Origin of the sequence: Caproicibacterium lactatifermentans (genome assembly GCF_013315815.1) — a bacterium.
In the GTDB taxonomy this organism is placed as follows: domain Bacteria; phylum Bacillota; class Clostridia; order Oscillospirales; family Acutalibacteraceae; genus Caproicibacterium; species Caproicibacterium lactatifermentans.
Genome location: NZ_CP046051.1, coordinates 1894659 through 1919524 on the forward strand (window position 1 = coordinate 1894659; position 24866 = coordinate 1919524).

The window sequence follows — 24866 nt, forward strand, 5'->3', positions numbered from 1 at the left end:
ACTGCACCTTTGCGGTTACAATGATACAAACCCGCCAAAGACGTCCCCTACCGGCGGCTGCCGCAGGCTGTGTTTCTTTTCAGTGTCTTATATTTAGAGGAGGTATATTCTTATGGCCGTTGTCAAACCGTTCCGTGCGCTGCGCTATACCCAAAAAGCCGGCGACATCGCAAAGCTCACCTGCCCGCCCTATGATATCATCAGCGAAGAGCAGCACAGCTCGTTTCTTGCCGAAAGCCCGTACAACATCATCCGGCTGGAACTGCCCCGCGGCGAAAATCCTTATGCCGCGGCCGGCGCTCTGCTGAAAAACTGGGAGGCCGGCGGCATTCTGCAGGAAGATACGCAGCCCGGCCTTTATATTTATGAGGAAGAATTTAAAGCTAGTGAAAAGACCTACCGCATTAAGGGTGTCATCTGTCGCGTAAAGCTGGAACCTTTTGAGCGCGGTGTCATTCTGCCGCACGAGGAAACCCTCAGCAAGGCAAAAGAAGACCGTTTCCACCTCATGCAGACCACTTACTGCAACTTCAGCCAGATTTATTCCCTGTATATGGACCCGCAGCATACTACCCGCGCCCGGCTGGATGCCCTGAGCCGCGACACGCCCCGCTATGAATTTTCGGACGGCACTGTCACACACCGCCTGTGGCTGGTAAATGACCCGGTCGCCATTTCCGCTATCTGTGCGGATTTTGAAAGGCGCCGCCTGTATATTGCCGACGGCCACCACCGCTATGAAACTGCCCTGAATTTCCGCAACTGGTGCCGCGACCAAGGTGTCATTTCCAATGAACCGGACTACTGCATGATGATGCTTGCGGATATGGAAGACCCCGGTCTGGTCGTATTTCCGACACACCGCCTCATCCATGGACTTCCCGGCTTCAATCGGGAAGCACTGCTGGACGGCTGTCGCGACCAGTTCCAAATTGTACATATCCCCGGCGTACAGGCAATCTCCGAAAAGCTCGCCGACTGTTACGCTTCCGGTCAGAAAGCCTTCGCCTGCTACTGCGGCGGCGATGAATGGGACCTGCTGGTCCTCAAGGACCTTGCCGATATGGACGCAGCCCTGCCAGACAAATCCGCTGCCAGCCGCGGGTTGGACGTCAGCGTTCTGCATACCCTGATTCTGCAGAAAGTACTGGGCATTGACAAGGAAAACATGGCAAAGCAAATCAACCTTTCCTACACCCGCGATATGGACGAAGCGATTTCCAGCGTACAGAAGGGCGAAAGCCAGTGTGCCTTCCTGATGAACCCCACGCGCGTCACTGAAATCCGCGACGTAGCGGCCGCCGGTGAAAAGATGCCACAGAAATCCACTTACTTTTATCCCAAGCTGATTACCGGCCTTGTTATGAATCAAATGGACATTCTGTGCTGAATGCGCCTATTTTTGCAGGCATTTTGTGTATGGCCTGCAAAAATTTTATGGTTTTATGTCACTAAATTGCAAAAGGATATTGACGTTTTGATTTTTTCATAATATAATCAGTTTCAAACATCATCAGTTGATGCACACGGAATGTACATGTATGACAATGCAGCACAAGGGGGTGTTTGCAGTGGCCAGCGGTGCAGAAATCATGGTACGGTGCCTGGAGAAAGAAAACATCCACGTGGTTTTCGGTTATCCGGGTGCGGCAATCTGTCCATTTTATGACTGTCTCGGTTCGTCTTCCCTCCGCCATGTTTTAGTACGGGAAGAACAGGACGCCGCTCATATGGCCAGCGGCTATGCACGCTCCTGCGGAAAAACAGGCGTATGCGTAGCAACCTCCGGCCCCGGTGCAACAAACCTCATCACCGGCATTGCCACTGCTTACATGGACTCTGTTCCGCTGGTGGTCATTACGGGACAGGTCAACTCCTGGCTGCTGGGCCGTGACGTGTTTCAGGAAGCAGATATTACAGGCGCATGTGAAAGCTTCGCCAAGCATAGCTACCTTGTGAAAGATGCCGCCGAGCTGCCGCGCATTTTTAAGGAGGCGTTCCATATTGCCTCCACCGGCCGGCCTGGTCCGGTGCTCATTGATGTACCTACCGATATACAAAATCAGGAAGTGTCCGAGTGGCACTATCCTGAGAAAGCCATTATCCGCGGCTATAAACCGAGCACGCAGGGCCACGCCCTGCAGGTAAAAAAAGCACTGAAAGCCATTGCCGATGCGGAACGTCCCATTATCTGCTGCGGCGGAGGCGTGGTGTCGGCGAATGCCCGTGATGAGATGATTGCCTTCGCCCGCAAAAGCGGAATTCCGGTATGCGCCACTATGATGGGAATCGGCGTGATGCCGATGGACAGTGACCTGTACCTCGGCATGATTGGAATGCACGGACGGGAAAACGCCAACCTGACCATGCAGCAGGCCGACCTGGTGATTCTGTGCGGTGCCCGTGTGGGCGACCGCGCGGTTTCCGCTCCGAAGCAAATTGCAGAACAGGCAAAAATTATTCATATTGATATTGACCCGGCGGAAATCGGAAAAAATATGCCGGTGGATGTTCCCATTGTCGGCGATGTCCGGCAGGTTCTCAAAAGTTTGACCGAACAGGTAACCGACACAGTTCCGGAAGCGTGGAAGCAAAAAGTGGTGGACTACAAAAAGCAGTTTCCGCCGCGCGGTGAACCGCGGGATGACTTTGTTGAGCCCCGTGTGTTTATCCGTGACTTATCCGCGATGATGGAAGAAAAAGCGATTCTGGTTGCCGATGTTGGCCAAAACCAAATCTGGGCGGCACGCAACTTCAACGTGAAAGAGGGCCGCTTTTTAACCAGCGGCGGCCTCGGCACCATGGGGTATGCCATTCCGGCCGCTGTCGGTTCCAAAATGGCCAAGCCCCACCGGCAGGTTGTGGCGGTGTGCGGCGACGGCTCCTTCCAAATGTCCATGTGTGAACTGGGTACGCTGATACAAACCGGTATAAATATTAAAATCATTATCATGCAGAACGGTATGCTCGGCATGGTAAAAGAATTTCAGGACAGGCTGTATGGCGGACATCATATTGGCACTGTGCTGGAAGGCGGTGTGCCCGATTTTGTCAAACTTGCAGAAAGCTACGGTATCCGCGCTTCTCTGGCCAGCAGCAATGCTGAGGCCAAAGCGCAGGCTGCACAAATGCTTTCCTGTGACGCGCCTTACATTCTGGTGTGCAGGGTAGACCCCTCCACACCCAGCATTTAGGGAGGGCGGAAACAATGAAACATACGCTTTCTGTTTTGGTGGAAAACCAGCCGGGCACCCTTTCCAAAGTGGCAGGGCTTTTTTCCCGGCGCGGCTTCAACATCGACTCTCTTGCAGTCGGTGTGACAGAGGACCCTGCCGTTTCCCGCATGACCATTGTGGTGAACGGTGACGAGCACATGGTTGAGCAGGTAGAAAAGCAGCTAAATAAGCTGATTCAGGTCATTAAGGTACGCGTGCTGGAACCCGGCCATTTCATTTCACGGGAGCTTTCCTTAGTAAAGGTAAACTGCCGTACCCCGGACCGCGGCGACGTCATGAAGATTGCGGAGCTTATGCAGGCACGCATTGTGGACGTAACCACCACAACGCTGACACTGGAGTTTTGCGATACAGACGAACGCACCGCTACCCTGCTGGCCCTATTGCGGCCCTTCGGCTTTAAAGAAGTCGTACGGGCCGGTGCCATTGCCGTTGAAAAAGGCAGCAAATAAATCATTCCTTTTGTCAACCCAACTCTTTCCAGAGCTTCTCAAGCTGAGGGGGAGCACCCAGCTCTGACGGGGGCAAGTCTTGGTTTAAGTGCTCCAGGAGTTCCGTTATATACTACATTTTCTTACAACAGTAAGATAAGGAGGAACAGAATAATGCCAAAGATCTATTACGACGCAGACTGCGACATCAACGTACTGAAAGGAAAGACTGTGGCCGTCATTGGCTTCGGTAGCCAAGGCCATGCACACGCGCTTAACCTGCGCGACAGCGGTGTCAACGTCATTGTTGGTCTGTATAAGGGCAGCAAGCGCTGGGGACATGTGGAAAAAGACATGGGATTCAAGGTTATGACCACTGCAGAAGCTACAAAGGCTGCTGACATTATTATGGTTCTGGCCCCGGATGAGAAACAGTCTCAGATTTATAAGGACGACATTGCACCGTATCTGACCTCTGGCAAGGCACTTGCCTTCGCACATGGCTTTAACATTCATTACGGCCAAATCGTTCCGCCGAAGGATGTAGATGTCTTTATGATTGCCCCGAAGGCTCCGGGTCACACTGTGCGCAGTGAGTTCGTCGAAGGCAAGGGCACCCCGGCACTGATTGCCGTCTATCAGGACGCTTCCGGTCACTGCCAAGACATCGCGCTGGCTTACGGCGCAGCACTGGGCGCCGCACGCGCTGCTCTGATGGAAACAACCTTTAAAATTGAAACCGAAACAGACCTGTTCGGCGAGCAGGCTGTCCTTTGCGGCGGTGTAACTGCCCTGATGAAGGCCGGCTTTGAAACTCTGGTAGAGGCTGGTTATCCGCCGGAGAATGCTTACTTCGAGTGCATTCATGAAATGAAATTGATTGTTGACCTGATTTATACAGGCGGCTTCAGCTTCATGCGCTACTCCATCTCTGACACCGCTGAATATGGCGATTATGAGACTGGCAAACGCATCATCACCCCTGAAGTGAAAGCTTCCATGAAACAGGTCCTCAATGAAATCCAGGATGGTACATTTGCTTCCAAGTGGATTGCCGAAAACAAGAACGGCCGCTGCCACTTCAACGCATGCCGCAAGATGAGCGCAGAACATCAGCTGGAGAAAGTTGGTTCCGAGCTGCGCAAGATGTATTCCTGGAACAACAAGAACGACAAATACGCCGACTAATCGGTTTTACAAAAAGGCCGTACGGGGAACTGTTTCCCTGTACGGTTTTTCTCTGTATTCCCTTATTTTTTCTATATTTTCCATTTGTTTCATATAGAATATATAGAATAATAAAATATAAAAGAGCATTGTTCCTTTTTACAGTTTTCCCACACGAAAGGAGAAATCATTATGAACTGGCAACGTTCCATTCTGAAGGACAACGCAAAAATTTCCCTACACAACTGTTACTGGGTAAGCTTTGCTGTTTCGTTGGTGGCAACGCTGCTGAGCGGCGGTATTTTTTCCATATACAGCTCTTTTCAGCATCTAGTTAAAAAGCTGCACGACTTCCAAGACGGCCTTTTCTTGCGGAATGAATGGAGTGGGGCTGACTTTTCATGGCACCACAGCTTCGGCTTCTTCCCAACGATTTCTTCCATTCTGGCCCTGCTGACACTGCTGGTCGCCATTTTTATCGGCGCAGCTATGATGGTAGGTGCCAGCCGCTACTACCTGCACAAACGCTTTGGTGACACCCACTTCTCCACTCTGTTCAGCGGCTTTCAGCAGAGCTGGGGGAACACCGTCGGCGTTCTTTTCACGACCAATCTTTTTATTTTTTTGTGGAGCCTATTGTTTATCGTTCCGGGCATTGTAAAGCGCTATCAGTATTATTATGTAGATTTTCTGCTGGCAGACAATCCCAGCTTGACCGGAAAACGCGCACGGGAAATCAGTTGGATGCTGTCAGACGGTGAAAAAGGGCGCCTTTTCCTGTTTGACCTTTCCTTTTTCTGGTGGTATATACTGGTGGGGTTGACCAGCCTGATAACGCTGGGCCTGAGCGTATCTTTCCTGATGCCTTATGTGGAAAGCGCCCGTGCAGAACTGTACATTTATGTACGTGACCGCGCGATTCAAATGAACCAGCTGAATCCCGCCGAGCTCTGCCTGCAGCCGGCGAACAGCCAGCCGCAGTAAACAAAAAGTATTCCTTATTCTGACTGACATACAGCTATGAGAAACTGCTCCGTATCCCGCACCTTTGAAAGCGTGCGGAACACGGAGCAGCGTTCTGTCATTTCAACGGATTATTTATGTTTGAATATTTGTTTTACAGCATTCAGCTCTTCACGGCTTGGTACCAGCAGACGAACAAACGGTGTATGGGAGTATCTGCAAAAAATAACGATACTGGAAAGCCCCTGCACCGTCAGAGAAATAGAGGTGGACAGTGCCACGCCGTTAATGCCAAGCAACGGAATAAAAATCAGGCACGCTACACAGTTGGAAGCGACACCCAGCGCAGTGGGCAGGATATTAAGCTCCGGCCGACCGTAGGCAGCTATGGAATTGCCCAGCACCTTGGAATAGGAAATAAAGATGGAGCCGACAATGAGGTATGACAGCGGTGCCAGCGCTCCCGTATACATTGGAAACAGCCACGGCACAAAAACATTTGCCATCCACAGAATCAGCAGTGCCGCCACCGTTGTTACATAGGTAACCATCTTCGTAGATATCAATGTTAGGTGCAGTTTGTCTTTCTGCTCACTCATAGCCGCAATGCGGCTCATAATGACCTGGCTGACCGCATCCGGCAGAATCCACACCTGCTGCATAATGGTAAATGCCGTAGAGTAGACGCCAAGGTTTTTAATGCCAAACTTTCCTTGTACAATATAGGTACCGAGGAATGTATTGATGTAGGTCAGGACGTTGCTGACATGGGCTTTCAGGCTGTACTTAATCATGGAGTTAGCCGGTACCGGATAATCATCGTCCGGTGCAGGCTTAGGCCGCGGACCGTTCCAGCGGCGGATACACACTAGACCAAATACAATCATTCCGCAGGAAATGGCTACGGTTCCCCAAATCCAAATGCTTGCCGATGGTCGGAATGCAATGTAAAGGGCTAAAATCATTGCCAAAATTCGCTGCAGCAGGTTAATCATATTAAAGGACTTAAACTTATTTTCACCGCGCAGCACACCGGTACACAGGTTCAGCACCAGGGAACTCAGCGCATAGACTACAATCGCCACCAAAAACGGCGACGGTGTCTTGTTGAAAAACGAACTTTTTCGCAGTGCAATCAAAATTGCCGTGCCAATAACCGCAATCACCACGAAAATGACTGCTCCCAGTTTTACAATGGGCTTCCGGGTATTTTCAATCTTATATCGCGCGACGAAATAAATAATAGAGGCCGCTACGCTTAACCCAATGATGGTATAAAAGCCGCCGCCCCAGTTCTGCACCGCATTGTAGTAACCTTTTATGGTTGGGTCCACCCGGCGAAGCACTACAATAGAGGAAATGAGTGCCAGCACCGCACCAAATGCATTGGTTCCAAACGTGTTGAGAGAATCCCGCACCACATCGCTGTGAATTCTTCTGTCTTTTTTCTTCATATTGTCTTCATACTCCATATTCGCTGTTTCATAAAGAACATGGAGAATATTATACCATTCTTTTGGTCAGATAACAATGATGTTTACTGAACGAAAGCCGCCACTTTCTTTTTCATCTGCAGACGGTCCAGTGCACGTGCCGCCAGCAGATAAATAACCGCACTGGCAGCTGCCTGCACCAAGTTTGCCGGAATTTCCACCAGCGGTGAAACCATGCTGTGCATCAGGAACGCCTCTGTCAGGTAGTAGCCGCCAACACAAATGGCGCCAGCCGCAATGGTAGCAAGGGCATTGCGCCGTGTCAGCAGCTTGGCACCGGCCGTGGAAAAGCACAGCGCCATCGCCGATTTAATCAGCAGTGTCGGCAGGGCATACACTAGGCTGCCCGTCAGTGCATCCGACATTGCCTCCCCTATTCCGGCGGCTGCCACCGCATACGGTGCGGGCAGCATACTGGCCGCCAAATAGACGAAAGCGTCACCCAGATGGATATAGCCGCCGGTTGCCGGCGTTGGAATATGCAGAATATAAGCCGTCACTACAAAAATGAGTGCGCCAAACAGCGCAGCCATAACACCAAGATGCAGGGATTTGTTTTTCACAGGGAACCACTTTCCTTTCTCTACAGGCCTGTTTCAGTCTCCCGCACTTTTCGTGGGAACAGGATTTTCCTTATCATAGCGGAAAACTGGAATGTTTAAAATAGACAGTCTATAAAAAAATAAGAGGTACAGTTTACATATACCGTTCTGAAAATATCTTGTGCTTCCGATTTTTAAAAAATTTGTCACTGAAAAGATTCCATGCTATAATAAGATAATTATAATATTTTGAACTTGAACAAAACAGGAGGTGGACCCATGACAGCAGAACAGCTGAATGCGCGCAGCACATGGCGCAATACGCTGCTGTTTGGCTCGGGCAGTATTCTTCTTATCCTGGCGAATCTGCTGCGGCTGTCCGGCAATTCGTACTCAACTGGTGCAGTATATCTGCTTTTCGCCGCAAATGTCGCTCTAAATGTTGCTATTCTTTGGGACCTCTGCAGCCATATCCGGCGGGACTTCCCCATGCTGGTCTTTGTCATTTCCTTTGATATTCTGCTGCTGGGGCGTGTTTATATTGCTTTCTTGGCAAAGGACCCCGATTATCTGCTTTATAATTTGGAAGCGAATTCTTACGAAAATCTCTTTTCGGCGCTGCAGATTGTTACCTTCGCACTTCTTTTTGTCTACGCCGGGTACAAGCTGTCGGCACCGTTGTTTTTCCATCGGGAAAAAGCACTGGAAAAACATGACCCCTCTGTATTCCACCGCAGCCAGCTTACACCACTGATTCGTCAAATCAGCATCATTATGCTGATTATCAGCTCGCTGGCATTTTTCTATGTCCTGCTGCAGAGCATTCTGGTTGTGCTGCGGTACGGGTACCTCGGTTCCTATACAAAAGACTTAGACAGAAGCGTGCCGTCGGTTATCAGCCGGCTTTCCATGTTCTTTGTGCCGTCTTTTGCCGTATTTCTGGCCACGCTGCCGGACCGCTGCCAGCTGAGGCTGCCGCTTTTTGTTTACGGGATTTATATGCTCTCCTCCCTGATGACCGGCCGGCGCAACACTTTTGTCTGCGAAGCGCTGATGCTTTTGATTTACTTTTTCCTGCGGGACAGAATCATTCCGAAAGAACAGCGTATTTTCCAGAAAAAACACATTGTGCCGGTCCTCATTGTCATCGCATTGATGATATACTTCCTGGAGATGGTAGCAGAACGGCGCGCAGGTGGAAGCGGACACCGCAATTTGTTCACTGCCCTTTCTAATTTCCTGTATTCACAGGGAGCGACTTATCGGGTTGTTCAACAGATGGTCAACTATTGGGATTATTTTAACCACCAGACTTCCTGGCAGTTTTTGTTCTATCCCTGCACTGAATTTGTACACAACAACGGCCTGCTCAGTTCTATTTTGGGCCTTTCTTCCTTAACGAGCACTCAGAATATTCCGTATGTTATGACCAATTACAACTTTGGTCATGTGCTGACCTTTATGGCGGACCCGTCCCGGTACCTAAACGGCGGCGGCTTTGGGACCTCTTTTGTTGCAGAAGCCTACGTTTCTTTCGGCATGGCGGGCGTTGCCATCGTCAGCGGTTTCTTTGGTGTTGCGTTCCGTTTCTTTGCCACCATGCTCACCCGCTCCTGGCCAGTTCTTGCCCTTAGCTTAATTGCCATAAAGAACCTGGTTTATGTGCCTCGCAACTTTGCCTTATCCTGGGTTTTCAATGTATTCAGCATTACCTACCTGCTTTACTTTATCCTCATTTATCTGGCGGCACTGCTGGTTTCCGGAATTGGCGCGCACCTGCGCCGGTCACGGGGCGGCATTGTTCCCTTCTCTGCAGGAGGTGCTGATCCCACTTGAAGCTATTAATTCTGCTGACGACTTCTTTTCCGTTGGGCAGCGGAGAGGATTTTATCCCCGCCGAGCTGGCGCGGGCTTTCGGTTTTGACCGTATTCTGGTCTGCCCGTGCAGCCCGCAGAAAGGTGCGGTACAGACAAAGTCTCTGCCGGAAGGCTGCGAGCTGGTGCAGCTGCCGCGCCGCAGCCTTGGCCGATCCGCTTATATGCGTCTGCTGCTGCGTTCCGATGTGCGGGCTGAAATTTCCCTGCTGGCAAAGGAAGGGCAGTTAAACGGAGAGCGCACGCATGAGTTATTGTTTTTCGCGAAAAACGCGGTAGAAATTGCCGCGGCACTGACAGAAACAATTTCCGTTCGGCCGGGTGACGAAGTGGTGCTGTACAGCTACTGGCTGTACGACGCGGCGGCGGCCGGCGTGCGTTTTGCCGACTCACTGCGGAAACAGGGCGTCACGGTTCGTCAAATTTCCCGTGCTCATGGGTTTGATATTCACCCGGAACGGCGAAAAAGCGGCTACCTGCCCATGCGCCGCTATCTGTTCCATCATCTTGACCGCATCTGTCCCTGTTCAGAGGACGGCGCGGTGGTCCTGCGGCAACAGGCAGGCCCGGACGCCGGAAAAATCGCCTGTGCCTACCTCGGCACAAACGACAACGGCATTGGGCAGCACAGTCGGGAGCCTTTTCGCCTGCTGTCCTGTTCCTATCTGGTTCCAGTTAAGCGGATTCATCTTTTGATTGCCGCGCTGCAGCAGACCGATTTTCCTGTTGTCTGGACGCACATCGGCTCTGGTCCGCTGGAAAACGAACTGCAGGCAGAGGCTGAAAAACTGCCTCCAAATGTCACCGTTCAGTTCCTCGGGCAGAAAACGAACGCGGAAGTTCTGGCCTATTACCGGGAACATGCGGTATCTGTGTTTGTCAATGTCAGTTCCAGTGAGGGAATTCCTGTAACCATTATGGAGGCCGCTTCTTTCGGCACACCGGTGGTCGCCACCGATGTCGGCGGCACTCATGAAATTGTAAAAAACGGGGAAAACGGGTTCCTCCTGCCGGCGGACTTTACACCGCAGGCACTGCTGGCCGCTCTGCAGAAAATGCGGAATATGGACGCGGAAGCCTATGACGGATTTTGCCGCAATGCCCGTAAAATCTGGGCGGAAAAATTCAGTGCAGAAAAAAATTACCATGCATTTTATTCGGCCTTGAATGGTGGGAATACATTATGAAATTTCTATATGTAAGCAATGTCAGCAAAGCAAAACAATATGCTGGCATCCTCAAAAAAGTCGCCGGACAGACAGAGGGCGTTGCCCAGCTGGGCTGGGAAGCGCACTATACCTGCGTAGATGGCAGCAGCGTTTTGCTTTGCAGTGCGGACGGCAGCAAGCTACAGCGGAAGGATTTCCCTTCCGGCCTGCGCTGGCACGAACAGCAGCAGTCCATTGCCCGGTGCATCAGTGAATTTGCCGCGGACGGCTGCTATGATGCCGTATACATTAAAGGCTTTCTGGCAAATCCCTATGCGCTACAGACGGCGGCTTCTGCAAAGAATGTGAACCCTGCCTGCCGCGTTATTTTTGAGATTGCCACTTACCCCTATTGGGGTGAGTACAAGCGCTTTCTGCATGTGGACCTGCAGAAAAAAGACCGGCGCTCAATGGCCGGTCATTTGCTGGAAATTTGGCAGCACGCCACCACTGTACCGCATATGAAACAGTATGTAGATGCACTGGCTGTTTTCGGCGCACCGATTTCCCGTTTGTGGGGAATTCCGGCCATTACCATTGACAATGGCGTAGCAGTCGGCAAAATTGCTCCAAAACAGGTCAGCAGCTCCGACGGCACCATTCGCCTGCTGGGTGTAGCGGGAACCTCCGTTGCGCACGGCTATTCCCGTGTGCTGGAAGGATTGGCACAGTATAAAAAGGAAAAAGCACCGCAGGACCCGGAAGTCTGCTTTGAAATCGTCGGTGCAAATGAGACGATTGAAGCCATGAAGGCCCGTGCGGAATCACTTTCCCTCGGCAGTTCCTCTGCCTTTCTCGGTTATAAAAACGCGAAGGAACTTTCCGTTCTTTACAACCAGTGTGACGCGGCGGTTTCCTCCCTGGGCGTTTATCAGATTGGCCTGACATGGCTGTCACCCCTGAAATCACGCGAATACTGTGCCGCCGGCATTCCCTTCCTGTATGCTTATGAGGATACCCTGCCGAAAGATGTAGCATTTGCGATGAAAATTCCAAATGACTCTTCCCCGGTAAACATTGCCGCCGTGGTCCGCTTTGTCGAGCGCTGCCGACAGAATCCAGACATCTCCCGGCAGGAAAGGCAGTACGCGGCTGACCACTTCGACTGGAAAATCATTATGGAAAAGGTGCTCCGCTTTGCGGGCGCCGCGGATAAATCTTAAACAATAAGGAGGCCCCACAATGGAGCTGTATGCAAGTTTTTCTGACGTCATGCATTTCTTTAAGCGAAACTGGGTCAAATTTCTTCTGGTCATCCTTCTGTTTGGTGTTGTGTGTGGATTGCTTCCCCTAAAGCTGGCCAAGTACACTTATACCACCAACAGCACCCTGACTATCAACTGCCAGCTGCCAGGAAATGCTTCCACTGATTTTCGTGAGCAGTACACCGGCATTCTCTACAACCGTGTGCAGTCCGTTCTGGTACAGTCCAATTCCAACAGCCTTGTGGAAAAAACGACCCAGCGTCTTGGCCTGAAAAAGGGCGAAATCAGCAAGATTACCGGTGAACAGATGAGAAGTGCGCCGGCCGTAAAGCTGACCGTGCAGACCACCAACGCGGACATGGCCGCAAAAATTGCCGACACTGCCGCCGATATTCTGGGAGAAGAAGTAGTTCAGCGGTTCCCCTCGCCGAAGCTTTCCGCTTTCATCAGCGATAGGGCAGTTCTGGTCGTCAGCCACTCCAAAAAATCTGCTATGATAAAATCCGGCATTCTGGGCCTTGCCTTTGGTTTTATTGTCTTCCTCTGTTACGGACTTATCCGTGTTCTTTCCAACCACTCTATCCGCAGCGGCAAAGGTTCTGCCGAACTGGTCGGCGCCAAATGCCTGGGTGAGATTCCACACGGTGACGGCAGAAAACAGGCGGATGCTTTCCGTGAACTGCGCACTGTGCTGCTGAACCAGACAAAAACTTCCAGGAGCCTGCTGATAGAGGACACCGGAAAGGACAGCGGTGCACCGCAGACCGCAGCTGGTCTTGCAGTTTCTTTGGCCCAAGCCGGACGCCGTGTTTTGGCTGTGGACGCTGACCTGCGCAGCCCACAGATGGCTGACCTTTTGGGCGTAAAGCCCGCACAGAACCTGCGGGACGTTCTGATAGGCCGCAGTACCCTGGCAGAAGCCGCAGAGGCGGTTCCGGATCATGACGGTCTGTTCCTTCTGGCAGGTGCTTCTGGAAAAGACGACCCAGCTGACCTTTTGGCCCGCAGTTTTCCCGCCGTGCTGAAGGAAGCTGAAACGCAGTATGACAGTGTGATTATCTGCGCGCCGTCCCAGCCGGACTACCCGGACGCAGACAGCATTGCCGCCTTCCCGCAGGCCGTCCTTTGCACTGCAAAATATGGACAGACCTCCTTTTCCACAGCACGCAGCGCTGTCAGCGCTTCCGCAGACGTCGGCGGCAAAGTGGCTGGTTTTGTCGTAGTAGGCGCCTGACTGCAGCCAACTTGCCTTCCCTAGTTACACAAGGAGTTTGTTCCCCTGCGGCACCACCGAAGGAACGGGCAGGAAACTCTGCAGTTAAGGTTCCAAAACAACAGGCAGTTCTTTCCCTGCAGAGAAAACGATAAAGGCTTTACGAGGAGATCAGCAAATGGAACTCATGTATCTAACTTTTCAGGAAGATGCCCTTCTCTATGTCGGCGTCACCCGTAAGATACGTTCACAGGTCCACGCCTTCCAGCAGTTGGGGTATCATGTTACCTACTCCCTTTGGAAAGGCTGTGAATACCGCTTTGTTACAGAAAACGGGACTCAAATAAAAAAGCTTACCGGCGGCAGCGGAATGATGCATCAGCTTGCGGATGCTGCAAAAGAGTATTTGTCGCAGCATTCCTTTGACGTTTTGTACATGAGGTTGGACCGCATCAGTTTTGATGTTCTGGAAATCTGCAGAATTACGCGCCGGAACGGCACTAGACGCATTATTATCGAGCTGCCAAATTACCCCTATATTGCGGACTACATCAGCAGCGTCGACCATGTGCATCCTCTGACAAAGCGTGTTTCCGCCAAAGCCCATGTCCTTGCCTTTGCCGCGGAGGACCGTCTTTCCGCCTTGGGACTGAAAGGGCTTGTGGATGCCGTTGCCCTGATTGGCAACCCAAGCGACCATTTCTTTGGTGTAAAGGCAATCAATATCAGCAATGGGATTGATGTGAATGCCATGAAGCCGGTGCCACTGAAGTCCAGCCCGGACGAAATTGTTTTGATTGGAGTGGCAGGTACTCTTTGGTGGCAGGCATATGACCGCATTCTGGAAGGGATGTATCGCTATAAAAAGGCGGAACCACACCGCAAACCGCATATTCGGTTTATCATGGTGGGCGGCGACCCCAAGGAAATGCCGGACTTCCGTGCGCAAATCAGGAAATACGGCCTGCAGGAAGATGTGGAATGCCCCGGCTTTAAAACGGGAAAAGAGTTGGAAAACCTATACGCAAGGGCTGACCTTGGGGTTTCCAAACTGGGCTGCTACCGGCGGGGCCTGCAGGCCTGCTCTTCCCTAAAGGCACGCGAATACTGCGCGCAGGGTCTGCCTTTCATCTACACCTGTGAGGATTCCCTGGAAAAGGGAAACTCCGCTTTTGCCCTGCAGGTACCAAATGACCCTTCCCCCGTAGATATGAATATGGTCGTCAAATTTGTGCTGAACTGTCGGCAGCATCCGGAAATTACTGCCCAGGAACGTCAGTTTGCCATGGACCATTTTGATTGGAAAATGATTATGGAAAAGGTACTCCGCTTTGCGGGTGTTGCCGATGACTCAAACCATAAGGAGGACCCACACCAATGAAGCCGTATTTTCGCTTTTCGGATGTTTTACATTTTTACAAACGAAACTGGATAAAGTTTCTGCTGGTTGTTTTGCTGTGCGGCGTTTTGTGTGCCCTACTGCCACTGAAGCTGCACTCCATGTCCAGCACAGTCAACACCACCATTATGCTGAACTGCGAGCTTCCGGAAAACGCCAGCTCAGACTACCGCCTGCAGTACAACGGCATTGTCAGCTATCGGATAACTTCCGCCGTGGCGCAGGCCAGCTCCCATGACCTGATTGAAAAGACAACCAAACGTCTTGGCCTGCAGGAAGGGGAAATCCTCAAAATTACCGGTGAGCAGCAGCAGGGCGCACCGGCCGTGAAACTGACACTGGAAACAACAAACGCCGACATGGCCGAGAAGATTTCTGATACAGCTGCGGAGATTTTGTGCGACGAACTGGTTCAGCAGTATCCGTCGCCGAAGCTGACCGCTTTCATCAGCGACCCGGCCGCGGATATGCCGGAAACCCCCAAACTTGCCACAACAATCAAGGCCGGTGTCCTCGGCCTGGTGCTTGGTTTTATTCTGTTTGTATGCTATGGATTTATCCGTGTCCTTTCCCGCCGTTCTGTGTGTGACGGTAAAAAGGCCGCCGCCCTGCTGGGTGTGAAATGTCTGGGTGAAATCCCGCACGGTGACGGCAAACAGGCGGACGCTTTCCGCCGAATCCGCACCGTTCTGCTGAATCAGGCAGAACCTGCAAACAGTCTTCTGATAGAAGGCGCCAAGGACGGCGGCACCGCGCAAACCGCGGTGGGCCTTGCTGTTTCTCTGTCACAAGCCGGCCGCCGTGTGCTGGCGATAGATGCTGACCTGCGCAACCCGCAGATGGCCGGCCTGCTGGGCGTCAGCCCGACACAGAACCTGCGTGATGTTTTAGCTGGCCGCTGCACAATGGCAGAAGCCGTTGCAGCCGTGCCGAATCAGGATGGCCTGTTTCTGCTGGCCGGTGCAGCCGGTGATGAAAATCCGGCTGACCTGCTGGCCCGCAGTTTTCCCGCCGTACTAAAAGCGGCTGAAAGCAAATATGACAACATCATTATCTGTGCGCCATCTCAGCTGGATTACCCAGACGCAGACAGTATCGCCGCCTGCCCGCAAGCTGTCCTGCTCACTGCAAAATACAATGTGACGTCTTACAAAACCATGAACCGTGTTTTGCAGCGCACCGCCGGTGTCGGCGGCAAAACCGGCGGCTTCATTGTAATGGATGCATAAAGGACCTTCCACAGAATACACAGACATCCGCAGAAAGGTTTCACGTTTTCTGCGGATGTTTTTTCTGGCTTTCTTCGTCAATATCCAGTATAATAAACTGCAATCAGACAAATTTCTGCTTTTCCGGCGGCAGCAGAGCCGCCGAACTGGAGGTATCTATGGACTCTAAAAAGAAGACACTGCACCTGGGACGTACCACAAAACTGCTGCTTCTGACCGCAGCCATCACTGCTGGTATCGTATCCCTATTGTTTATCAACATCGGCCGTGCTTCCCGCAGCGGCAGCAGCCAGCCGCAGGTAACCAGCACGGTTGTAAAAGAAAAGGTACTCGGAATTCAGGAGCTTTCCACGGTTAAATATATGTACACCAATGTCGGGAAATTTTCACAATCCAATGCTCTTTACGGCTACACCGTTCCTTTTACTACCAAAAGTTTTTTGATTACCTATGATGGTACGATTAAGGCCGGACTGGATTTAAGCGCTGTACAGGTGCAGGTTTCGGACAACGCCGTCACCCTCACCCTGCCGCAGGCAAAAGTCCTGTCCCATGAAATTGATGAGAACAGCATTGAGGTTTACGATGAAACAAACAATATTTTTAACCCCATTCATGTAAAAGACTACACGACCTTCGCCGCAGGGGAAAAACACAAAATGGAGCAGAAAGCCGCCCAGCAGGGCCTTCTAAAAGAGGCTGATGCAAAGGCAAAAACCAGCCTGACACAGCTTTTGCAGGCAACAGCTGGAAACCGTAAAATTGCCTTCCGCCAGCAGTCCACGTCCTCTGCGTCGTCGGCCGCGTCCAGCAAAAAATAAAGCCCCGAGCCACAAAAAGTGGTTCAAGGCTCCTGTATGACGGCTGTCATTCTTTTTCACGCCATATCGTTTTAGTTATCCGCGTTCTTTTTGTCGTCCGCTTTCTGCTGAAAACGGCGGCTGCTGACTTCCACGCGGGTATGGTCGCCTGTTGCACAAACGCCCTTTTCATCTTCCGCTGTCAAGTGAAAACGGAAGGAGCGTCCCTCATGCTCTACAAGTTCCGCTGTAACGGTGATCGTCATGCCCAGAGGTGTCGGTGCAGTGTGGTCAATAGAAAGGGAGCATCCCACAGTCGTTTTGTTGGGAGCAAGATACCGCTGGGCCAGCTGTGCGGAGGCGTTCTCAAACAGCGCGCAGATGGACGGCGTTGCCAGTACAGACAGGGAACCGCTGCCGACATTGACTGCCAGCATATCCTTTGTTACTTCCTTTTTGATAATGGCTTTTTCATTCATTTGAATTTCCTCCATGAATATGCTATGATGAATTCGTTTTTGCATATCTTCATTTTACCAGAATTCTGTAAAAAGGCAATAGGGAACGCTTTTGCGGACAGCGTTTGTTGATTGGTTTTTCGAACCGGTCGTTTTAGGAGGTTTTTATGCAGTATCCAAAAGCAGTTCTGTTCGATTATGGTATGACTCTCTGTACAGAGCCCTCCCCCCGTATAAAAGAAGGCTACACCGCCGTTCTGCAGCACGCGGTTTACAACCCACACCATGTTACTGTGCCGCAGCTGTTTGCATTCGCGCAGAAAGCCAAGGCGGACCTCAACTGGGAAGTGCCGGAAGACGCACAGCCGCTGGAAACTTGGTACTTATCCCTGCAGCGCTATTTGCTGGAATCTTTCGATATTCAGCTGGATATTAATGACCTGCAGGCGGAGCAGCTATACTGGGATGTCTGTTCCCCCGCTACTCCCTCCCCCTACATAGAACAGGCCTTTTCCGCCCTGCAGCAGCATGGCATTCCTTTCGGCGTCGTAAGCAACCTTTGTTTTACCGGCGCTACATTGGAACGCCGCCTGCACGCCTGCTTTCCGCAGGACCCGTTCCGCTTCATTTTAGCCAGCAGTGAATATGCCTTCCGCAAGCCACAGCGGCGTTTTTTTGAGCTTGCACTGCATAAAATAGGGACATCCGCCGACGAAACCTGGTTCTGCGGCGATAACCCCGTCTGCGATATGGATGGTGCCGCAGGCGCTGGAATGCGGGCGTTTTGGTATCGTGTTCACAATGACTTTGACACCTGTATTCAGCCGAAACACCCCTGCAACCGCCTGACGGATTGGCGCCGTTTTGCCGCACTGCTGAACGCATCCAATCCCTAACACCCACGACGAAAGGAGCCAAACGACATGGAAACCGATAAAGAAAATAATCCGGAATTTGTCGAACACGCGCAGTCGAATACGTCGGATCAACAGGCCGGGAACTGCACCTGTGGTCAGCCGAACCCACAGGGCACACCGGGCCAGCAGGCCGGGAACTGCACCTGTGGTCAGCCGAACCCACAGGGCACACCGGGCCAGCAGGCCGGGAACTGCACCTGCGGTCAGCCGAACCCACAGGGCACACCGGACCAGCAGGCCGGGAACTGCACCTGCGGTCAGCCGAACCCACAGGGCACACCGGACCAGCAGGCCGGGAACTGCACCTGCGGTCAGCCAAACCCACAGGACAGATATCACCCGCCCTACACTTACGGCGGACAATTCAATGGTACCATGGTCAACAAACCGCAGTTTCCCTTCGGACAAGTTGGCCGGCCGTTTGGTTATTTTGACGGCTGTTTTATACCGGGTAGTGCCACACCTATCCGCAGCCGTACCGCAACTGCCGTTCTCTGCCTGCTTTTGGGTCCATTCGGCATTCATAAATTCTATACCGGCCAGTGGGGCTGGGGCCTTGTTTCGCTGTTCCTGCTGATAACCCTCGGCTGGACCGGCTGGATATGGGGCATTCTCTACGCTGTTTCGCTTGCTGAATCTATTTTGCTTTTTACCATGTCCAATGAGGAATTCCAGAATAAATATCATATGCGGGCACAGTAGTCCGTATGTTTTCAAAAAAGCCTGCCCTCTTTAGGACAGGTTTTTTTGATGCCTCCGTTTCCATAAGTAAGCTGTCCTGCAGGAAAGCGGTTTATTCTTTCAGCGGAAAAAGCCGCGCGGAGGGCACCTGCGTGTACCTTGCGTTTCCTTCCGGATAATGGTATACTTTGAATATTATTAGAATACGAAAAAGAAGGACAAAACTGTATGAAATTAGGTATTGTGGGGCTGCCGAATGTTGGCAAAAGCACCCTTTTCAACGCAATCACCAATGCAGGTGCACAAAGCGCAAACTACCCTTTCTGCACCATTGAGCCAAACGTTGGCATTGTCGCAGTGCCGGACAAGCGTCTGGACAAGCTGGCGGAAATGTACCACCCGCAGAAATACACCCCTGCGACCGTAGAGTTCGTAGATATCGCCGGTCTGGTCAAGGGCGCCAGCAAAGGCGAGGGCTTAGGCAACAAATTTCTTGCAAATATTCGTGAAGTGGACGCCATTGTCCATGTGGTACGCTGTTTCGATAACGATGACATCGTCCATGTGGACGGCAGCATTGACCCCGTCCGCGACATCGACACCGTCAATGTGGAGCTGATTCTCTCGGATATCGAAGTGCTGGATCGCCGCATTGACAAGACGAAAAAGCAGCTGAAGGCCGACAAAAAGTTCCAGGAGGATCTGGACTTCTTTGAGCGTGTGAAAAAAGCCCTGAATGACGGTCTGCCTGCCCGCAGCATAGACTGCACCGAGGATGAAGCCGCCCTGCTGTCCACTGTAAACCTGCTGACCAGCAAGCCCGTCCTGTATGCCGCCAACATGAGTGAAGACGACTTTAAAAATGGCATTGAAAACAACCATTACTACAAAGCTGTAGAGGAAGTCGCCGCTAAAGAGCATGCCGGTGTACTGCCCATCTGCGCCGAAACAGAAGCGGAAATTGCCGGTATGGAACCGGACGAAAAGGCACTATTCCTCTCTGATATGGGACTGGAAGAATCCGGCCTGGACCGCTTTATCCGTGCGTCCTATTCTCTGCTGGGCCTCATCAGCTTCCTGACTGCCGGGGAGCCGGAAGTGCGCGCATGGACCATTCAGAAAGGCACCAAAGCACCGCAAGCCGCCGGCAAGATACACTCTGACTTTGAGCGCGGCTTTATCCGCGCCGAAGTCGTTCCCTATACGCAGTTGATTGACTGCGGCAGTATGGCCGCCGCCCGCGAAAAGGGACTGGTCCGCAGTGAGGGCAAAGATTATGTCATGCAGGACGGCGACGTGGTGCTGTTCCGCTTCAATGTCTAACCGGCTTTCATATTCTGCCGTAAAATGGGGATGATTTTGATATTCCCCTTTTCCCATACACAAAACCGTACGTCTATCTACTTTCATTCATTATTAAAGGAGGAAATCGTCATGGAATTCAAGGGAAGCAAAACCGAAGCAAATCTCGCCGCCGCATTCGCCGGCGAAAGTCAGGCCCGCAACAAGTATACCTACTATGCCAGCAAGGCTAAAAAAGATGGATACGAACAAATTGCCGCTATTTTCGAGGAAACGGCAAACAATGAAAAGGAACACGCAAAGCTCTGGTTTAAGCTGCTCCATGATGACAACGTCCCCGACACTGTCGCCAACCTTGCGGACGCCGCAGATGGTGAACATTATGAATGGACCGAAATGTATAAGGAATTTGCCGACACCGCCGACGCGGAAGGCTTTAAGGCGATTGCCGCCACCATGCGCCGTATTGCCAGTGTTGAAAAATCCCACGAAGAGCGCTACCGCAAACTGCTTGCCAACCTGAAAGAGGATATTGTCTTTCAGGATGACGACGAGAATACCGTGTGGGTATGCCGCAACTGCGGTTACATCTATGTCGGCAAGCAGGCACCGAAGGTTTGCCCTGCGTGCAAACATCCGCAGGCTTACTTCGAGCGCCGCGCAGAAAATTACTAAAAACAAAGTTCATACAAAAAAGAGAGGCGGGAAAATTCCCGCCGTTCTTTTTGTGTCCGTATATATATACGAGCTATTCCATATTCAGATACAACACTGCCGCCAGAATAAGCGCCATAAAAACCAGCATAAAAATATTCATCACACGGTCTGTTTTTCCTTTCCACCATTTTTTGAAGAGGATATATAGCCCTATCCCCAGCATACCGCCCACTGTGTTGTCCAGCAGATCCGTTACATCGGTTGTCCCCAGAGCAAAAACATACTGCAGCACTTCATATACCAGACTGAGCGAAAAACACAGCGCCGTCTTTTTTGCAAATGACCATGACGGCTTCAGCATTTTTAAAAAGATTCCCAGTGGAATAAAGATAAAAACATTCCCCAAAATTTCAGCAAGATTTAACCTGCCGTCAGGCAAAAAAGACGCTCCAAACGGAATAAGATTGATGTGCTGGTAACGGTAAAACATTGAAAGAGAAAACGACAGCTTAAATAGAACCAGCCACGTCAGCATTGCCAAATAAATGACCAATAGAACTTTTGTCAGTGTCCTTTGTTTTCGGTTTTCCATTGTTTCCCTGCTTTCTTTTCTTTTCGGGCAGCACGCATACAGCGAAAAAAGCCGCGCAGCACCTCTGCGCATTCTTCCCCCAAAAGGCCCTGTTCCACCTTTGGGTGATGATTGTACGGACAGGAAAACAAATCGATAACAGAGCCGCAGGAACCGGTCTTCGGGTCCTTTGCGCCATATACCAGCCGTGGAATACGGGCGTTAATGATGGCACCGGCACACATGGGACACGGCTCCAGCGTAACATAAAGCGTACACTGCCACAGCCGCCAGCCACCCAGCACCCGGCAGCCCTTGTCAATCGCCGCCAGTTCCGCATGGTACAGCGCATTTTTCCCCGTTTCCCGCCGGTTTTTTCCCTCGGCGATAATTTCGCCATCCTTCGTCAGCACAGCACCAACCGGCACTTCTCCCTCATCGGCGGCCTCCTGTGCCAGCTGCAGAGCACGGCGCATACATTCTTCATCTGTCATCTGGACTGCATCAGCACATAAATGCTGCTCCCTACACCGTACAGCAGCATCAATAGGCCTCCGGCTGTGGTAACCATTCCGCGCATTCGCTGCCACTGGGAAGTCAGCATCCGGTCCGCCGGAATCCGCAGCTTTTTCATGGAACCTTTTCCTTCCACCGCCAGGCGGACCACAACTGCAGCCACTGCCGCCACAAAACATATCACAAAATAAGCAATAGTAAACTGCTGCTGGACCGTCTGCCCCATATTTTCCTGCAATAAGGCACCGACCGAAGCCATGCCATTATTGAACATATGCAGCACAATGCACGGTAAAATGCTTTCTGTACGCACCCGCAGATAACCGAACAAAATGCCAATCAGCACAGCAAACACAAACTGCGCCACATTCCCGTGGTACAGCCCAAACAACAGGGCAGATACCACAATGGCAAACCAGTTACCCCAGCGGCGCAGGCATCCCAGCACCGCACCGCGGAACAGAACCTCTTCTACCAGCGGCGGAATGAGTGTCCCATACAGGAAGTACAGCACCTGTGTAAAAGCAGTGTGGTCCAGCGGCATATTGGGGATTTCACCGGAAAAGCCAAAGACCTGTTCCAGCGCTTCCACCAAAGAAACAGGAAGATTGCAGGCCAGCATCAACCCCATGCCAAAAACATACAAAAACAGCATATCTCTGCCGCTCAGACCGGCCTGAGCGGGTCGACGGAAAGGCAGGAACTCCTCCGTTGGCCGCCCACAAAAGCATACGTACAATATCGGTACCAGCGCCAGCAGCAAATACCCAACGCAGTCACCCAAATACTGCAGTGACATACTGGCTCCAGCGGGCAAAGAAAAAGCTAAAAGGACCTGCACCACTGCCGTAACGCTGATAGAGCCAAGCGTCAGCCAGCTGGCTGTATTCACCGCCCTGCCAGCACCGCGGCGCTCCTGCCACACAAGCATCCAGCGGGGATCATTTTGTACAGGCATTTGATAACGATAGTCCATAAATATTTGATTCCTTTCTGCTCCGCCGCAAAGGCGTAACTTTATTTTAGTATACCATATCCACCTGTGTTTGAAAATCCAGCTTTCAACTTTTGTTTGTTTATGATAATCCAAGAAAGAAAAACGTTAATTTCTGCAAAACCTCCGGAAAGAAATGTTATCATGTCCCAGAAACAATCCACTGCTGACCTTGGTAACGACAGCGTCGGCAAACTGATGCTGCGCCTGTCCCTGCCCGCCATCGCCGCGCAGGTCGTCAATATGCTTTACAATATGGTGGACCGCGTGTATATCGGTCACATTCCCAACATTGGCGCGGCCGCCCTAACGGGTGTCGGCGTCAGTTTCCCTATTCTGATTTTAATTGCCGCCTTCAGTGCGCTCATTGGCCTTGGCGGCGCACCCCGTGCCTCCATTGAAATGGGAAGAGGTAACCGCGAAAACGCGGAAAAGATTCTTGGCAACTGTTTTATTATGCTCCTTATGTGCGCTGCCGTGCTGACGGTTGTATTCTTTTTCTTCAGCCGCCCTCTGCTGCTACTGTTTGGCGCCAGCGACATCACCCTGCCTTATGGCCTAAGCTATCTGCACATTTACGTTCTGGGCACAGTATTTGTCCTCATTTCAGTAGGCCTGAATGCTTTCATCTCCGCGCAGGGCGCAGCAGCCGTTGCCATGAAAACCACTCTGATTGGCGCAGTACTGAATATTATCCTGGACCCGCTGTTTATCTTTACCTTCGGTATGGGTGTACAGGGTGCTGCGGTGGCAACCGTCATTTCTCAGGCAGTCAGCGCGGTATGGGTGCTGCGCTTTCTGTTCGGCGAAAAAACGGCCCTGCGCCTGCGGCGTGAAAACTTTAAACTTCAGCGCAAGGTTCTCATGCCGGTTCTAGCGCTGGGCTTGTCGCCATTTATTATGCAGTCTACTGAAAGCCTTCTGAACATCTGCTTCAATTCATCGCTGCAGCATTTTGGGGGCGACACGGCCGTTGGTGCCATGTCCATTCTCTCCACACTGATGCAGATGGTATGCCTGCCGCTGCAGGGGCTGACCATAGGTGCACAGCCAATCATCAGCTACAACTACGGCGCACAGAAATACGACCGCGTACGCAAGGCGCTCCGCATGCTGCTTGTTTCTTCTATCATTTTTACGACGGCGTGCTGGGCATGCATGCAGCTTTTCCCATCGGTTTTTGTTGGAATATTTACAAATGACCAGATACTGACCAAAACAACCATATGGGCTTCCCATATCTACCTTGCCGCCCTTTTTATGGTGGGCATTCAGATGTCCTGCCAGCAAAGTTTTCTGGCACTGGGGCAGGCAAAACAGAGCCTGCTGCTGGCACTGCTGCGGAAAATCATTCTCTTAATTCCATTTATCTATATTCTGCCGCATTTCTTTACTGACAAAGTTTTTGCTGTCTTTCTGGCGGAGCCAGTGTCCGACACACTCGCCGCATGCATTACATTCTTCACTTTCTTCACCTGGTTCCGGCACACATTTGAAAAAGCGCCGGCCTGTAAAAAATAAGTTCTTTATTTGACGCATCGCCTGTAAACGGGCGGTGCCGCTTTTTTTTGCAGAGAATGGATTTCTTTGCTACACTGTTAAGCAGCAAAAAGTACTGTTCTGCAGGATACGCTTCAGCTGGCCATTCCATCGAACCTTGTTCTTTCCTTGTGTCTGATTGGCGGCGCATCATTTAAAACTTTAGCAGTTCTTAGGAAGTTTCGTTGGTGAAACCCATGGCGGTCGGCGCCAACGTCAGTATTAGCGCCAAAATCAATACAGCCGCCACCACCGGCACCGTCAACTCCATGCACGGCAGCCGCACTCCGCTCGGCGGCTTCGGCTGCATCGTCCGTTTGAATGGAAATATGGCATCTGCATTTTTCGTCCAGCTCCTGCTGAGTCAATTCCTCCAGCACATGGCCTTTGTGCAGTAAATATAGCGGGCAGCCGTCTGATACAGTTCACTTAGGATATGGCTTGACACGAGAATGGTGATACCTTGCCCA

Annotated in this window: 24 protein-coding genes; 18 read left to right on the forward strand and 6 right to left on the reverse strand. The window is 51.6% G+C overall.

The window, feature by feature from the left end:
- The first annotated feature begins 112 nt into the window (after window positions 1-112).
- From GJQ69_RS09200 to GJQ69_RS09220, 5 genes are all read left to right on the forward strand, one after another.
- On the forward strand, window positions 113-1390 hold the full coding sequence (locus GJQ69_RS09200) for a DUF1015 domain-containing protein (protein ID WP_086036691.1): 1278 nt from the start codon (window positions 113-115) through the stop codon (window positions 1388-1390).
- A gap of 151 nt (window positions 1391-1541) precedes the next feature.
- On the forward strand, window positions 1542-3194 hold the full coding sequence (ilvB, locus tag GJQ69_RS09205; protein WP_236849688.1) for a biosynthetic-type acetolactate synthase large subunit: 1653 nt from the start codon (window positions 1542-1544) through the stop codon (window positions 3192-3194).
- Between the two features lie 14 nt (window positions 3195-3208).
- Complete coding sequence (ilvN, locus tag GJQ69_RS09210) at window positions 3209-3688, forward strand: acetolactate synthase small subunit (protein ID WP_086036693.1); 480 nt, start codon at window positions 3209-3211, stop codon at window positions 3686-3688.
- Between the two features lie 153 nt (window positions 3689-3841).
- The gene (gene ilvC, locus GJQ69_RS09215; RefSeq protein ID WP_086036694.1) at window positions 3842-4855 is read left to right on the forward strand and encodes a ketol-acid reductoisomerase; all 1014 of its coding nucleotides are present in this window, start codon (window positions 3842-3844) and stop codon (window positions 4853-4855) included.
- Between the two features lie 171 nt (window positions 4856-5026).
- The gene (locus GJQ69_RS09220) at window positions 5027-5818 is read left to right on the forward strand and encodes a DUF975 family protein (RefSeq protein ID WP_086036695.1); all 792 of its coding nucleotides are present in this window, start codon (window positions 5027-5029) and stop codon (window positions 5816-5818) included.
- A gap of 110 nt (window positions 5819-5928) precedes the next feature.
- Here GJQ69_RS09220 and GJQ69_RS09225 read toward each other — a convergent pair whose 3' ends face one another.
- Both GJQ69_RS09225 and GJQ69_RS09230 read right to left on the reverse strand, forming a co-directional pair.
- Window positions 5929-7251 (reverse strand): lipopolysaccharide biosynthesis protein, encoded by a 1323-nt coding sequence (locus GJQ69_RS09225; RefSeq protein ID WP_174193580.1) that lies wholly within the window; start codon window positions 7249-7251, stop codon window positions 5929-5931.
- 83 nt (window positions 7252-7334) lie between these two features.
- Entirely contained in the window at window positions 7335-7853 is a 519-nt protein-coding gene (locus GJQ69_RS09230; protein WP_086036697.1) for a TIGR04002 family protein, read from the reverse strand.
- Between the two features lie 258 nt (window positions 7854-8111).
- Between GJQ69_RS09230 and GJQ69_RS09235 the strand changes: the two genes are divergently transcribed.
- From GJQ69_RS09235 to GJQ69_RS09265, 7 genes are all read left to right on the forward strand, one after another.
- Window positions 8112-9668, forward strand: a complete 1557-nt coding sequence (locus GJQ69_RS09235; RefSeq protein WP_086036698.1) for an O-antigen polysaccharide polymerase Wzy family protein — start codon at window positions 8112-8114, stop codon at window positions 9666-9668.
- On the forward strand, window positions 9665-10894 hold the full coding sequence (locus tag GJQ69_RS09240) for a glycosyltransferase (RefSeq protein ID WP_086036699.1): 1230 nt from the start codon (window positions 9665-9667) through the stop codon (window positions 10892-10894). Before GJQ69_RS09235 ends, GJQ69_RS09240 begins: the two co-directional genes overlap by 4 nt.
- Window positions 10891-12078, forward strand: coding sequence for a glycosyltransferase (locus tag GJQ69_RS09245; RefSeq protein WP_174193582.1), 1188 nt, complete (start codon window positions 10891-10893; stop codon window positions 12076-12078). Before GJQ69_RS09240 ends, GJQ69_RS09245 begins: the two co-directional genes overlap by 4 nt.
- Window positions 12079-12097: 19 nt before the next feature.
- The gene (locus tag GJQ69_RS09250) at window positions 12098-13354 is read left to right on the forward strand and encodes a tyrosine-protein kinase domain-containing protein (RefSeq protein WP_086036701.1); all 1257 of its coding nucleotides are present in this window, start codon (window positions 12098-12100) and stop codon (window positions 13352-13354) included.
- Between the two features lie 157 nt (window positions 13355-13511).
- Window positions 13512-14714, forward strand: a complete 1203-nt coding sequence (locus GJQ69_RS09255) for a glycosyltransferase (protein ID WP_086036702.1) — start codon at window positions 13512-13514, stop codon at window positions 14712-14714.
- On the forward strand, window positions 14711-15961 hold the full coding sequence (locus GJQ69_RS09260; protein WP_174193584.1) for a polysaccharide biosynthesis tyrosine autokinase: 1251 nt from the start codon (window positions 14711-14713) through the stop codon (window positions 15959-15961). Before GJQ69_RS09255 ends, GJQ69_RS09260 begins: the two co-directional genes overlap by 4 nt.
- Window positions 15962-16119: 158 nt before the next feature.
- The gene (locus tag GJQ69_RS09265; RefSeq protein ID WP_086036704.1) at window positions 16120-16782 is read left to right on the forward strand and encodes a DUF4230 domain-containing protein; all 663 of its coding nucleotides are present in this window, start codon (window positions 16120-16122) and stop codon (window positions 16780-16782) included.
- A 71-nt stretch (window positions 16783-16853) separates the two neighbouring features.
- On the opposite strand, the gene GJQ69_RS09270 is transcribed toward GJQ69_RS09265, so the two are convergent.
- On the reverse strand, window positions 16854-17240 hold the full coding sequence (locus GJQ69_RS09270) for a thioesterase family protein (RefSeq protein WP_157658997.1): 387 nt from the start codon (window positions 17238-17240) through the stop codon (window positions 16854-16856).
- Between the two features lie 146 nt (window positions 17241-17386).
- Here GJQ69_RS09270 and GJQ69_RS09275 point away from each other — a divergent pair, with 146 nt between their 5' ends.
- From GJQ69_RS09275 to rbr, 4 genes are all read left to right on the forward strand, one after another.
- A complete protein-coding gene (locus GJQ69_RS09275; protein ID WP_086036706.1) occupies window positions 17387-18115 on the forward strand; it encodes an HAD family hydrolase in 729 nt (242 codons plus the stop codon).
- Window positions 18116-18142: 27 nt separating this feature from the next.
- Entirely contained in the window at window positions 18143-18838 is a 696-nt protein-coding gene (locus tag GJQ69_RS09280; RefSeq protein ID WP_174193586.1) for a TM2 domain-containing protein, read from the forward strand.
- Between the two features lie 207 nt (window positions 18839-19045).
- A complete protein-coding gene (gene ychF, locus GJQ69_RS09285) occupies window positions 19046-20140 on the forward strand; it encodes a redox-regulated ATPase YchF (RefSeq protein WP_086036708.1) in 1095 nt (364 codons plus the stop codon).
- Window positions 20141-20251: 111 nt separating this feature from the next.
- Entirely contained in the window at window positions 20252-20794 is a 543-nt protein-coding gene (gene rbr, locus GJQ69_RS09290; protein ID WP_086036709.1) for a rubrerythrin, read from the forward strand.
- A gap of 73 nt (window positions 20795-20867) precedes the next feature.
- Here rbr and GJQ69_RS09295 read toward each other — a convergent pair whose 3' ends face one another.
- Genes GJQ69_RS09295 through GJQ69_RS09305 form a run of 3 tightly spaced genes read right to left on the reverse strand, consistent with a single transcriptional unit; the run spans window position 20868 to window position 22839 of the window.
- Entirely contained in the window at window positions 20868-21368 is a 501-nt protein-coding gene (locus tag GJQ69_RS09295; protein ID WP_174193588.1) for a VanZ family protein, read from the reverse strand.
- Window positions 21341-21841 carry a tRNA adenosine(34) deaminase TadA gene (tadA, locus tag GJQ69_RS09300; protein ID WP_086036711.1) on the reverse strand — a complete coding sequence of 167 codons (501 nt, stop codon included), beginning with the start codon at window positions 21839-21841 and terminating at the stop codon, window positions 21341-21343. Before tadA ends, GJQ69_RS09295 begins: the two co-directional genes overlap by 28 nt.
- The gene (locus GJQ69_RS09305; protein ID WP_086036712.1) at window positions 21838-22839 is read right to left on the reverse strand and encodes a CPBP family intramembrane glutamic endopeptidase; all 1002 of its coding nucleotides are present in this window, start codon (window positions 22837-22839) and stop codon (window positions 21838-21840) included. Before GJQ69_RS09305 ends, tadA begins: the two co-directional genes overlap by 4 nt.
- 162 nt (window positions 22840-23001) lie before the next feature.
- On the opposite strand from GJQ69_RS09305, the gene GJQ69_RS09310 reads away from it, so the two are divergent.
- Window positions 23002-24378, forward strand: coding sequence for an MATE family efflux transporter (locus GJQ69_RS09310; protein ID WP_174193590.1), 1377 nt, complete (start codon window positions 23002-23004; stop codon window positions 24376-24378).
- 206 nt (window positions 24379-24584) lie between these two features.
- Window positions 24585-24794: a hypothetical protein gene (locus GJQ69_RS09315; protein ID WP_086036713.1), complete on the forward strand. Its 210-nt coding sequence runs from the start codon at window positions 24585-24587 to the stop codon at window positions 24792-24794.
- The last annotated feature ends 72 nt before the right edge of the window (window positions 24795-24866 follow it).

What these genes read in the sequence shown, in the direction of transcription:
- GJQ69_RS09260 (WP_174193584.1), top strand. Translation starts at nt 14,711, where the DNA reads ATGAAGCCGTATTTTCGCTTTTCGGATGTTTTACATTTTTACAAACGA.
- GJQ69_RS09270 (WP_157658997.1), bottom strand. Translation starts at nt 17,240, where the DNA reads ATGAATGAAAAAGCCATTATCAAAAAGGAAGTAACAAAGGATATGCTG.
- GJQ69_RS09220 (WP_086036695.1), top strand. Translation starts at nt 5,027, where the DNA reads ATGAACTGGCAACGTTCCATTCTGAAGGACAACGCAAAAATTTCCCTA.
- GJQ69_RS09235 (WP_086036698.1), top strand. Translation starts at nt 8,112, where the DNA reads ATGACAGCAGAACAGCTGAATGCGCGCAGCACATGGCGCAATACGCTG.
- ychF (WP_086036708.1), top strand. Translation starts at nt 19,046, where the DNA reads ATGAAATTAGGTATTGTGGGGCTGCCGAATGTTGGCAAAAGCACCCTT.
- GJQ69_RS09280 (WP_174193586.1), top strand. Translation starts at nt 18,143, where the DNA reads ATGGAAACCGATAAAGAAAATAATCCGGAATTTGTCGAACACGCGCAG.
- GJQ69_RS09250 (WP_086036701.1), top strand. Translation starts at nt 12,098, where the DNA reads ATGGAGCTGTATGCAAGTTTTTCTGACGTCATGCATTTCTTTAAGCGA.
- GJQ69_RS09225 (WP_174193580.1), bottom strand. Translation starts at nt 7,251, where the DNA reads ATGAAGAAAAAAGACAGAAGAATTCACAGCGATGTGGTGCGGGATTCT.
- tadA (WP_086036711.1), bottom strand. Translation starts at nt 21,841, where the DNA reads ATGACAGATGAAGAATGTATGCGCCGTGCTCTGCAGCTGGCACAGGAG.
- ilvC (WP_086036694.1), top strand. Translation starts at nt 3,842, where the DNA reads ATGCCAAAGATCTATTACGACGCAGACTGCGACATCAACGTACTGAAA.
- GJQ69_RS09265 (WP_086036704.1), top strand. Translation starts at nt 16,120, where the DNA reads ATGGACTCTAAAAAGAAGACACTGCACCTGGGACGTACCACAAAACTG.
- GJQ69_RS09305 (WP_086036712.1), bottom strand. Translation starts at nt 22,839, where the DNA reads ATGGACTATCGTTATCAAATGCCTGTACAAAATGATCCCCGCTGGATG.
- ilvB (WP_236849688.1), top strand. Translation starts at nt 1,542, where the DNA reads ATGACAATGCAGCACAAGGGGGTGTTTGCAGTGGCCAGCGGTGCAGAA.
- GJQ69_RS09295 (WP_174193588.1), bottom strand. Translation starts at nt 21,368, where the DNA reads ATGGAAAACCGAAAACAAAGGACACTGACAAAAGTTCTATTGGTCATT.
- GJQ69_RS09310 (WP_174193590.1), top strand. Translation starts at nt 23,002, where the DNA reads ATGTCCCAGAAACAATCCACTGCTGACCTTGGTAACGACAGCGTCGGC.
- GJQ69_RS09255 (WP_086036702.1), top strand. Translation starts at nt 13,512, where the DNA reads ATGGAACTCATGTATCTAACTTTTCAGGAAGATGCCCTTCTCTATGTC.
- GJQ69_RS09275 (WP_086036706.1), top strand. Translation starts at nt 17,387, where the DNA reads ATGCAGTATCCAAAAGCAGTTCTGTTCGATTATGGTATGACTCTCTGT.
- GJQ69_RS09200 (WP_086036691.1), top strand. Translation starts at nt 113, where the DNA reads ATGGCCGTTGTCAAACCGTTCCGTGCGCTGCGCTATACCCAAAAAGCC.
- GJQ69_RS09245 (WP_174193582.1), top strand. Translation starts at nt 10,891, where the DNA reads ATGAAATTTCTATATGTAAGCAATGTCAGCAAAGCAAAACAATATGCT.
- ilvN (WP_086036693.1), top strand. Translation starts at nt 3,209, where the DNA reads ATGAAACATACGCTTTCTGTTTTGGTGGAAAACCAGCCGGGCACCCTT.
- rbr (WP_086036709.1), top strand. Translation starts at nt 20,252, where the DNA reads ATGGAATTCAAGGGAAGCAAAACCGAAGCAAATCTCGCCGCCGCATTC.